9 protein-coding genes are annotated in these 8,610 nt (G+C 55.9%); 4 read left to right on the top strand and 5 right to left on the bottom strand.

Annotated features, from left to right (window positions below):
• Positions 1 to 369 precede the first annotated feature (369 nt).
• Together VGM55_RS05395 and VGM55_RS05390 are read left to right on the top strand one after the other, a co-directional pair.
• Positions 370 to 1,125, top strand: coding sequence for a MerR family transcriptional regulator (locus tag VGM55_RS05395; RefSeq protein WP_331634827.1), 756 nt, complete (start codon positions 370 to 372; stop codon positions 1,123 to 1,125).
• Between the two features lie 109 nt (positions 1,126 to 1,234).
• Positions 1,235 to 1,342: a membrane protein gene (locus tag VGM55_RS05390; protein WP_038474355.1), complete on the top strand. Its 108-nt coding sequence runs from the start codon at positions 1,235 to 1,237 to the stop codon at positions 1,340 to 1,342.
• On the opposite strand, the gene VGM55_RS05385 is transcribed toward VGM55_RS05390, so the two are convergent.
• From VGM55_RS05385 to osmF, 4 genes are all read right to left on the bottom strand, one after another.
• On the bottom strand, positions 1,323 to 2,054 hold the full coding sequence (locus VGM55_RS05385; RefSeq protein WP_154185100.1) for an ABC transporter permease: 732 nt from the start codon (positions 2,052 to 2,054) through the stop codon (positions 1,323 to 1,325). The two genes, VGM55_RS05390 and VGM55_RS05385, sit on opposite strands and share 20 nt — an antisense overlap.
• The gene (locus VGM55_RS05380; RefSeq protein ID WP_154185101.1) at positions 2,038 to 2,982 is read right to left on the bottom strand and encodes an ABC transporter ATP-binding protein; all 945 of its coding nucleotides are present in this window, start codon (positions 2,980 to 2,982) and stop codon (positions 2,038 to 2,040) included. Before VGM55_RS05380 ends, VGM55_RS05385 begins: the two co-directional genes overlap by 17 nt.
• Positions 2,982 to 4,133 (bottom strand): ABC transporter permease, encoded by a 1,152-nt coding sequence (locus tag VGM55_RS05375; RefSeq protein WP_331634826.1) that lies wholly within the window; start codon positions 4,131 to 4,133, stop codon positions 2,982 to 2,984. Before VGM55_RS05375 ends, VGM55_RS05380 begins: the two co-directional genes overlap by 1 nt.
• Positions 4,134 to 4,270: 137 nt before the next feature.
• Positions 4,271 to 5,182: a glycine betaine ABC transporter substrate-binding protein OsmF gene (gene osmF / locus VGM55_RS05370; RefSeq protein ID WP_331634825.1), complete on the bottom strand. Its 912-nt coding sequence runs from the start codon at positions 5,180 to 5,182 to the stop codon at positions 4,271 to 4,273.
• 280 nt (positions 5,183 to 5,462) lie between these two features.
• Between osmF and VGM55_RS05365 the strand changes: the two genes are divergently transcribed.
• Positions 5,463 to 6,866, top strand: coding sequence for a glutamine synthetase family protein (locus VGM55_RS05365; RefSeq protein WP_154185102.1), 1,404 nt, complete (start codon positions 5,463 to 5,465; stop codon positions 6,864 to 6,866).
• A gap of 42 nt (positions 6,867 to 6,908) precedes the next feature.
• Complete coding sequence (locus tag VGM55_RS05360; RefSeq protein WP_154185103.1) at positions 6,909 to 8,330, top strand: alpha,alpha-trehalose-phosphate synthase (UDP-forming); 1,422 nt, start codon at positions 6,909 to 6,911, stop codon at positions 8,328 to 8,330.
• Positions 8,331 to 8,333: 3 nt separating this feature from the next.
• On the opposite strand, the gene VGM55_RS05355 is transcribed toward VGM55_RS05360, so the two are convergent.
• On the bottom strand, positions 8,334 to 8,610 hold a 277-nt coding region (locus tag VGM55_RS05355), incomplete at its 5' end, for a hypothetical protein (RefSeq protein WP_331634824.1).

Raw genomic sequence — 8,610 nt, 5'->3', positions numbered from 1 at the left:
GTTTTCTCTCCGACTGGCCAGGGTCCGGACGTCGGGAACGGCCGGAGGCTGAGAGCGTCGGGAACGCATCTCAGCCGACCCAGGACTGGGAGATAAAACGGAGGTCTGCCGCTTTAGCGGTCGATTTATTTGGCCGGGAGTCCGGGTTCTTAGGGGAGCGACGGTGGCTCCCCTGAGACGTTCACCGGTTCGGTGGTGACATATGATACAGGGCTGGAAGTGAACGGAATATTCGTCATTCCTTCATAGATATTATTTGTGGCTAAATGGCTCCCCCCAATCCCCCAAGAAATCCCACTCAAAGCAACCAAACTCCCCAGAACTTACTACAGTTATTTGGGGGCTTCCCGTACGGCTTTGGGTGATAACATGGCGCTTTATTCCATTGGAGAAGTGGCTGCGCTTTGCAATATCAATCCGGTAACCCTGCGCGCCTGGCAACGGCGTTACGGATTGTTGAAACCGCGGCGAAGCGACGGCGGGCATCGGCTGTTTGATAGTGCCGATATCGAACGTATTCGTGAGATCCAAAACTGGATTGAGCAAGGCGTACAGGTCAGCAAGGTCAAGGCGCTGCTCAGCGGCGAAAACCGTGAAAAAGAACACGCCTGGGGGGAGCGGCAGGAGACGCTGCTGCGCCATCTACAAAGTGGCAATCCGAATCTGCTGAGGGCGTGGATCGCCGATATTGGTCGCATCTACCCGGCACAAACCCTCGTGCATCACCTCTATCTTCCCCTTCGCCGCCGTCTGTACGGGCAGCAGATTGCGCTGTGCGCGCTGCTCAGCCTGCTGGATGGGGCCCTGATTAACTACATTGCCATGTGCATCGCCGCCGCACGCAAACATAGCGGTAAAGATGCACTGGTGGTTGGCTGGAATGTCCAGGACACAACGCGGCTGTGGATGGCGGCGTGGATTGCCAGCCAGCAGGGCTGGCGGGTAGACGTGCTGGCCAACTCGCTGAGCAGCCTGAAGCCGGAGCTCTTTGAAAAACAAACGCTGCTGGTGTGGTGCGGCGACTGCCCGGGGGAGCGGCAGATAGACCAGATTGAATCATGGCGCAGCGCAGGGCTACCCGTTTTTGCGCTGGGCAATATTGAACGCAGGCAAACAGCCGGCTAACTGGCCTGAAAAGAGGGAAAATGTGCTTTTTCCCTCTTCGCCACAATCAAAGGTTCATTAACAACCCCGCTTCCCTTTATAATCGCTTCGTTAACAATCGGAGCAACGGATGAAACTGTCAAAAATTGCCCTTGTGGGCGGAATGCTTGTTATGGCGGTCGGCGGTATCGGCGGCGTGATGCTGGTTGGCTACATCGTTATTTTGCATGGCGCGTAATGTAGCCTTCCAGGCGCTCAAACAGGCGGTCGGTGACAATTGCCGCCAGCGCCACCAGCACGGCACCCTGAATCACGTAGGCGGTATTAAAGCCGCTGAGCCCGATAATAATCGGTGATCCGAGCGTGTTGGCTCCCACGGTGGAGGCAATGGTCGCGGTACCGATATTAATGATAACCGACGTTCTTATGCCCGCCAGAATCACCGGCGCGGCGAGCGGCAGCTCCACCTTTCTCAGCATTTGCCAGCGGCTCATGCCTACCCCGAGCGCAATTTCACGTGCGGATTCTGGCACCGCGCCGATCCCGGCAAGCGTCCCCTGTAAAATCGGCAGCAGGCCGTAAATCACCAGCGCGATGATCGCGGGCTCTTGACCGAAGCCCATCACCGGCACCGCAATGGCTAACACAGCAACGGGCGGGAAGGTTTGCCCGGCGGCGGTAATCGTCTCCACCAGCGAACGGAATTCTTCCCCCGCCGGACGCGTCACCAGGATCCCCAACCCGACGCCAACCACCACCGCAACCAGGCTAGAAATGCCCACTAACGTCAGGTGCGCCAGCGCCAGAGAGGTAAAGCTGTCCTGCTGGTACATCGGGCGGGTCAGCTGCGGGAACAGCCAGCTAAACAGCCCGCTGGTATAGGGCAGCAGCACCAGCAGCGCGACAAAAAGCGCGATAAGCCACAGCAGAGGATCACGCAGCAGGCGCATTTTCTCTCCTTACCAAATCGCTAAAGTGCAGCACGCCGCAGGGCTGGTTTTGCGCATCCACTACCGGCAATTGCTGGCACTGGCGATCGATAAACAGCGACAGCGCTTCGCGCAGCGTCATATCAGCACGAATAGGATCCCCTTCAAGGCGCTCGTCGGCACGAATACTGTCCGCCACGTGGCGCAGCGACAGTAGCCTGACGCCAAGCTCGCTGCGGCCAAAGAAATCACGCACAAAGTCGTTGGCGGGGCGCGTTAACAGCTCCAGCGGCGTCCCCTGCTGGATCACTTTGCCTCCGTCCATCAGTACGATGTTGTCGGCAAGGATCAGCGCTTCGTCAATGTCGTGCGTAACCAGTACTATCGTGCGGCCCAGGAGCTGATGAATACGGATCATCTCCTGCTGTAATGTGGCACGCGTCACCGGATCTAGCGCGCCAAAAGGCTCATCCATCAGCAGCACTTCCGGGTCGGCCGCCAGCGCACGCGCCACGCCCACACGCTGTTGCTGCCCGCCGGAAAGCTGGTGTGGGTAACGGTCGCGGAACTGCGCCGCATCCAGGCCCAGTAGCTCCAGCAGCTCGTCAATACGTTCGGCTACTCTCGCCTTCGGCCACTTCAGCAGTTCAGGCACCGTGGCGATGTTCTGCGCCACCGTCCAGTGTGGAAACAGGCCGATAGACTGGATGGCATAGCCCATGCGGCGGCGAAGCGCCTTTGGGTCAAAGCGGCGAATTTCTTCTCCGGCAAAGCGGATAAGCCCTTCGTCGTGCTCCACCAGTCGGTTGATCATCTTCAGCGTGGTGGACTTTCCTGAACCGGAGGTGCCGATCAGCACGGTGAACTGCCCTTCGCGAATGTTCAGCGTCAAATCACTGACCGCCGCTTCGCCATGGAAGTATTTGCTGACGCGATCGAACTCGATCATTATTTTGCCTCCAGCAGTGAAATAAACAGCTTAAACAGCGCGTCGATGATGACCGCCAGGGCGATGACCGGCATGACGCCAAGCAGAACCAGATCCAGCGCGCTGCTCAGCAGCCCCTGGAAAATAATCGAACCAAACCCGCCCGCACCAATCAGCGCGGCAATCACCGCCATACCGATGGTTTGCACGCAGACAACCCGCAGGCTGCGCAGCAAAACGGGCAAAGCCAGCGGCACTTCCGCCCGCCAAAAAATTTGCCCGCGAGACATGCCCATCCCCTGCGCGCTTTCCACAATATTACGCGGCACCTGCTGCAGCCCGGCCACTACGCCGCGCACCAGCGGCAGCAGCGCATAGAGCACCAGCGCAATCAGCGCAGGCGCTACTCCAATACCACTCACGCCGATTTTCCCCAACCACGGTAGCCATGCAGCAAGCCCTGCCAGCGGCGCAATTAGCAGGCCGAACAGCGCCACTGACGGCACCGTCTGAATCACGTTCAGCAGAGAAAAAACGCCGGACTGCCAGGCCGGACGGTGATAGCAAAGGATACCCAGCGGAACACCCACCAGCAGCGCCGGCACCAGCGTGCCGATAAGCAGCGCCAGGTGGCGGCTCAGAGCGTCGTCAAACACGTCCTGCCGGTTAACGTACTCTTTCATCAGCGAAAGATCGCTGAAGTAACCGCTTGCCAGCAGCGCGACGGGTACGATCCAGATTTGCAGATTGAACAGTAGCCGCCACAGCGGACTGGCAGTGAAGCGGTTGGCCGCGTCGGCGCACAGCAAAAGACTCACCGCCAGCATTAACCACAGGCCGCTGCCGGGGGAAGTGCGGGCCAGCGAGCTGCCATCCAGAGCAAACTGGCTCGCGCTGTGCCCCATCAGGAGCAGCAGGCTGATAAACAGCACTTCGCCGGTAATAATCGTCGCCAGAAGTGCAAGGGAACGCCCTGGCGCCAGCGTCAGGCCAGCCAGTACCAGGAGTGGAAGCGCAAGCCAATAGTGAAGCGTACCGGGAAGCTGGGTGATGCCAAACGGTTCACCGGAAACCAGGCGGTTAGGCGCATAGTTGATGATAGGGAGTAACATCAAGGCTGCAGCCAGTAACAACACCAGTAGCAGCAATACCCTGTTATGAATTTTTAGCAAACGTCATTCCAGCAGATTGATGACAAACAGTCGAAAAACGGCGTTTTCGACTGTTTGGGGTAAACCAGATAACGACGTTCATTGTTTTTCTCAGGCCGACGGGCGGACTTTTTAGAACAATGCACGTTGTCAGCTGGCTATTTAACGAAGCCTTTTTGTTTTAAGTAATCAGCGGCCACTTTTTTAGCATCCTCACCTTCCACCGCAATCTTCGCGTTCAGCTGCTGCAGCGTTTTCTGGTCAAGAGAAGTGAACACCGGTTTCAGCCAGTCGGCAATCTGCGGGTATTCTTTCAGCACGGCTTCACGCACCACGGCGGTTGGCGCTGAAACGGCCTGCACGCCTTTCGGGTCGGTAAGGGTTTCCAGGCCTAATGCCGCAACCGGGCCATCGGTGCCATAGGCCATCGCGGCGTTAACCCCGGAGGTCTGCTGCGCGGCGGCTTTGATGGTTACCGCCGTGTCGCCCCCGGCCAGAGACAGCAGCTGGCTCTGTTCCAGCTTAAAGCCGTAGGCTTTTTCAAAGGCCGGTAGCGCGTCGGAACGTTCGATAAACTCGGCGGAAGCCGCCAGCTTAAAGGTACCGCCTTTTTTCAGGTATTCGCTGAGATCTGCCAGGGACACCAGATGGTTTTTCTCCGCCAGATCCTTACGAACCGCGATGGTGTAAGTATTGTTGGCCGGGGCCGGAGTCAGCCACACCAGGTGGTTTTTGTCGTAGTCGAGCTGCTTAACTTTTTCATAGCCCTTCTGGGCGTCTTTCCAGGCCGGATCGTTTTCAGTTTTAAAGAAGAACGCCCCGTTGCCGGTATATTCAGGATAGATATCCAGCTCGCCGGAGGTTATCGCGCCGCGCACGACCGGGGTGGTGCCAAGCTGAACCTTGTTGATGGTTTTCACATCATGGCTTTCTAGCACCTGCAAAATAATGTTGCCGAGCAGCGAGCCTTCGGTATCAATTTTCGAGCCGACCTTCACCGGATCCGCCGCCTGCGCGCCTGTCGCCAGCATCACTAACCCTGCCAAACCCCAACGTGTTGATAAGTTCATAGTTATTCCTCGTTGTTCTTTACTTAAAAATCATGCAGTAAAGAAAGAATAGCCGAGTTTGAATCAGCTGGGGAAAGCACTAAGCGGTATATGATATGCGAAGTCGTTAGAACAGAAGGATGCCCTGAATTTTCCGGTCTGTCGGCTGCCTGCCCGGCTAAATCCCTACGTTTACTGTCATTTATATTTTTTTTACCCGCGGCTTTTGTATTTTTACCTTCTTTTTATATGTCAGTGAATATGCTCTTTTCGTCGCCGAGAGGCTCCGATAAAGACCATCATGAACTCACTTATTCATCACTCACTCGTTAAAAACATCTTTACGCTTTTCGCTTTTCCTCAGGCCACAGCAAATGAGGAAATCGTTAGCAAACCCGTTCAGGAGCGAGCGAAAGCCTTTGCCGAGGAAGTGCGTTGCTACCTTCAGGCTCATCCCGACACAAAGCATGTTGATATCTACCTTAATGATGTCAACGGCGCCTTTCGCGGAAAACGTATCGCGGTCGAGAGCCTGCTGTCACTCTCCGCAGGCTGCTATTTTCCGCAGTCCGTTTACGCGATGGACCATGAGGGCAAGACGTTTAGCCAGGCTCCGGGCTACCCGGATGACGATGAACCTGACGGGCTCTGTCTGCCGGTTGCCGGCACGTTAAGACCCTGTGCACACGATCCTAAACATAACGCGCAGCTGCTATTGACCATGAAGCAGAGCGACGGCAGCGGCTATGCGCTGGAGCCCAGAGTGGTACTGGAAAACGTGCTGCAGAAGTTTCATTACCACGGGCTGTACCCGGTGGCAGCACCGGAAATCGAGTTCTATTTGGTCAGTAAAGCCCAGCAAGAAGCGCCGGCTCAGGGCTGCTTTTATATGCCCGTGCCTTCAGATTACACCGCCTTTATTGAAGCACTTGAACAGGCGGCCGCCGACCAAAAGCTGCCGCTAAATGGCATCGTTTGCGAAGCCGAAGCCGGACAGTTTGAGCTGAACCTCAAGCATGCCAAAGATATCGTCGGGATTTGTGAAAGCGTGCTGGCGCTGCGCAGGTTAACCAGCATTGTGGCCGATAAATTTGGCTATCAGGCAAACTTCATGGCTAAACCCTTTTCACATCTTGCCGGGAACGGCCTGCATTTTCATATCAGCCTGAACGACCGACAAGGTGATAACGTCTTCGCCTCTCCGGCTGATGCCCTGAATGAAATGACTCAGCTTTGCCTTGCCGGGATGCTGCAAACAATGCCTGCCGCGGTGGCCGTTATCGCCCCACACGTGAACTCTTTCAGAAGGCTGCGTAAAAACCTTAACGAGCCGCTTTTCAGTTCGTGGGGCTATAACAAACGCAGCGCCGCCCTGCGCATTCCCTGCTCCGACGACAACAATCGCCGTATTGAGTACCGCCTTGCGGGGGCAGACGTTAACCCGTACCTGGCCATGGCCGTCATTCTTACCGGCATGCTTTACGGGCTGGAGAATATCGACAGCGATACGCTGAAAAATGCAGCGCTGTTCGCCCCCGATCTGCCGCTATTCCAGAACGTGGCTATCGAAGAATTCCGGCAAAGTCACTATATGACCGAAAGCCTGGGTGCCGCCTTCACCCGCCAGTGGGTGACCCACAAGCTGTCGGAGCTGGCGTGGTTTGAAACCATTGTGACGCCGGAAGAAGCGGTGCTGTCACGCTAGCGCGAGCACCTTATCAACCCAAACGCCGATCCGAGGTGATGTATGTCTCGTCTTATTATGCTGTCTAATCGCTGCGAGCCAGAACGCGGACAGAGTGGTGATCCTTTGCTTCCGGTTTTCCATTCCGTCCTGAAGAAACACCCGGGGATCTGGTTTGGCTGGAACGGTGAGGTTGCGGCAGGAAACAAGCAAAGAAAAGCCAGCTATTTCAATCAGTCAGGCTATCAGCAATACAGTTGGGGATTAACGCCCAACGAATATGACAATTTCTATCAGGGCTATAACCATCAAGTTTTGTGGCCCGTTTTCCACAATCGCCCGGATCTAATCCACTATAAAAAAGAATATTTCACTACCTGGAAAAACTATAACCACGACGTCAAGGCACGGGTGGCTGCCAAAATTGAGGCCGACGATCTCGTCTGGGTGCAGGACTACCATTTACTGTTTACCGGCAAGATGCTGAAAGAAGACGGGCACGCCAACCGCTGCGGTTTCTTCCTGCATCAGCCCTTCCCGCCGGGCGACGTGCTGCGCTCGGTGCCCGAGCACGACAGCATTATGCAGGCGCTGTTCAGCTACGATTTACTTGGATTCCAGTCGAGCGGTGACGTAAATAACTTCCTCGCCTATGCGCTGCGGTTTTATCGCGTGGAAAGGCTGGCGGATAACCTTATTCAGCTTAATGGCCACGCTATCAGGCTTGGGATTTTCCCGTGCGGCATTGATAAATCGGTTCCGGCGCTTTCATCAACGAACGCCGAAGCGGTGCGCAACTATCCGCGTCAGATAATAATCAGCAACGACACCGTCAGCGATATCAGCGGCGTACATTGCCACCTGACAACTATGGAAACGTTTCTAAGCAGCCACTCTGAATTCCTGCGCGACGTTAGCCTGCTGCAGATTTCTGACGCTTCCAAAGGCTACGCCTTGTCTGTGCGGGATCTCTGCACCCGGCTCGAACGCCAGTGCGGGGAAATTAACGACAGGTTTGGCGATGCGTCCTGGTATCCCATCAACTACATTCGTCACCAGCTTTGCCATGCTGACCTGATTTACGCTTTCTACCGCACTGCGCACGTGGCGATGTTCACTCCGCTTTCCGAAGGCATGAGCCTGCAGGCGAAAGCGTTTATTCTCGCCCAGGATGCTGACGACCCCGGCGTGCTGATGCTGTCCGCCCTTACAGGGACGGCTGAACAGTTAACGGACGCGGTGTTGATCAACCCCTATGATGCCAACGAAGCCAGCCATGCGCTTTACTCCGCACTGACGATGCCGCTGCACGAGCGTAAACGCCGGTATCAACAGCTGCTGGCGAAAGTGGAAAGGTACGACAGCCTGTGGTGGGCTAGAGCTTTTCTCGATGCATTAAACGCAGAGCCAACTCAGGCTCCTGCGACGGTGATCCCGTTCCGCGCTTCTCATCACGGTATTTTTACGCCACAGAATTTGTATTAATGGTCAGAACAATGCGCTTTGGGCGAGGGTGTACAGCGTTTCATTTTGCGTGTTTCGGGAGAACTTTTTAGCCCAGGCATTATTCCGTTCACCCATAGATCGATGTTCCCTATACGTTACCTGAACGGTGAACGTGTCAGGGGCATTACGCCATGCCCCCTGACAACCCCCGGCGCCCGGCGAGCTCATCGCCGCTGAAGCGGTAAACCCACCGGCTATCACCCAAACAGTCGGGGTCGTTCGCGATTCGTTCCCGACGATCGCTCTCTTTCGCTGCTCC

The organism is Cedecea sp. (assembly GCF_036500665.1).
Taxonomy (GTDB): domain Bacteria; phylum Pseudomonadota; class Gammaproteobacteria; order Enterobacterales; family Enterobacteriaceae; genus Cedecea.
This window is presented reverse-complemented; position numbering and strand designations above follow the sequence as displayed.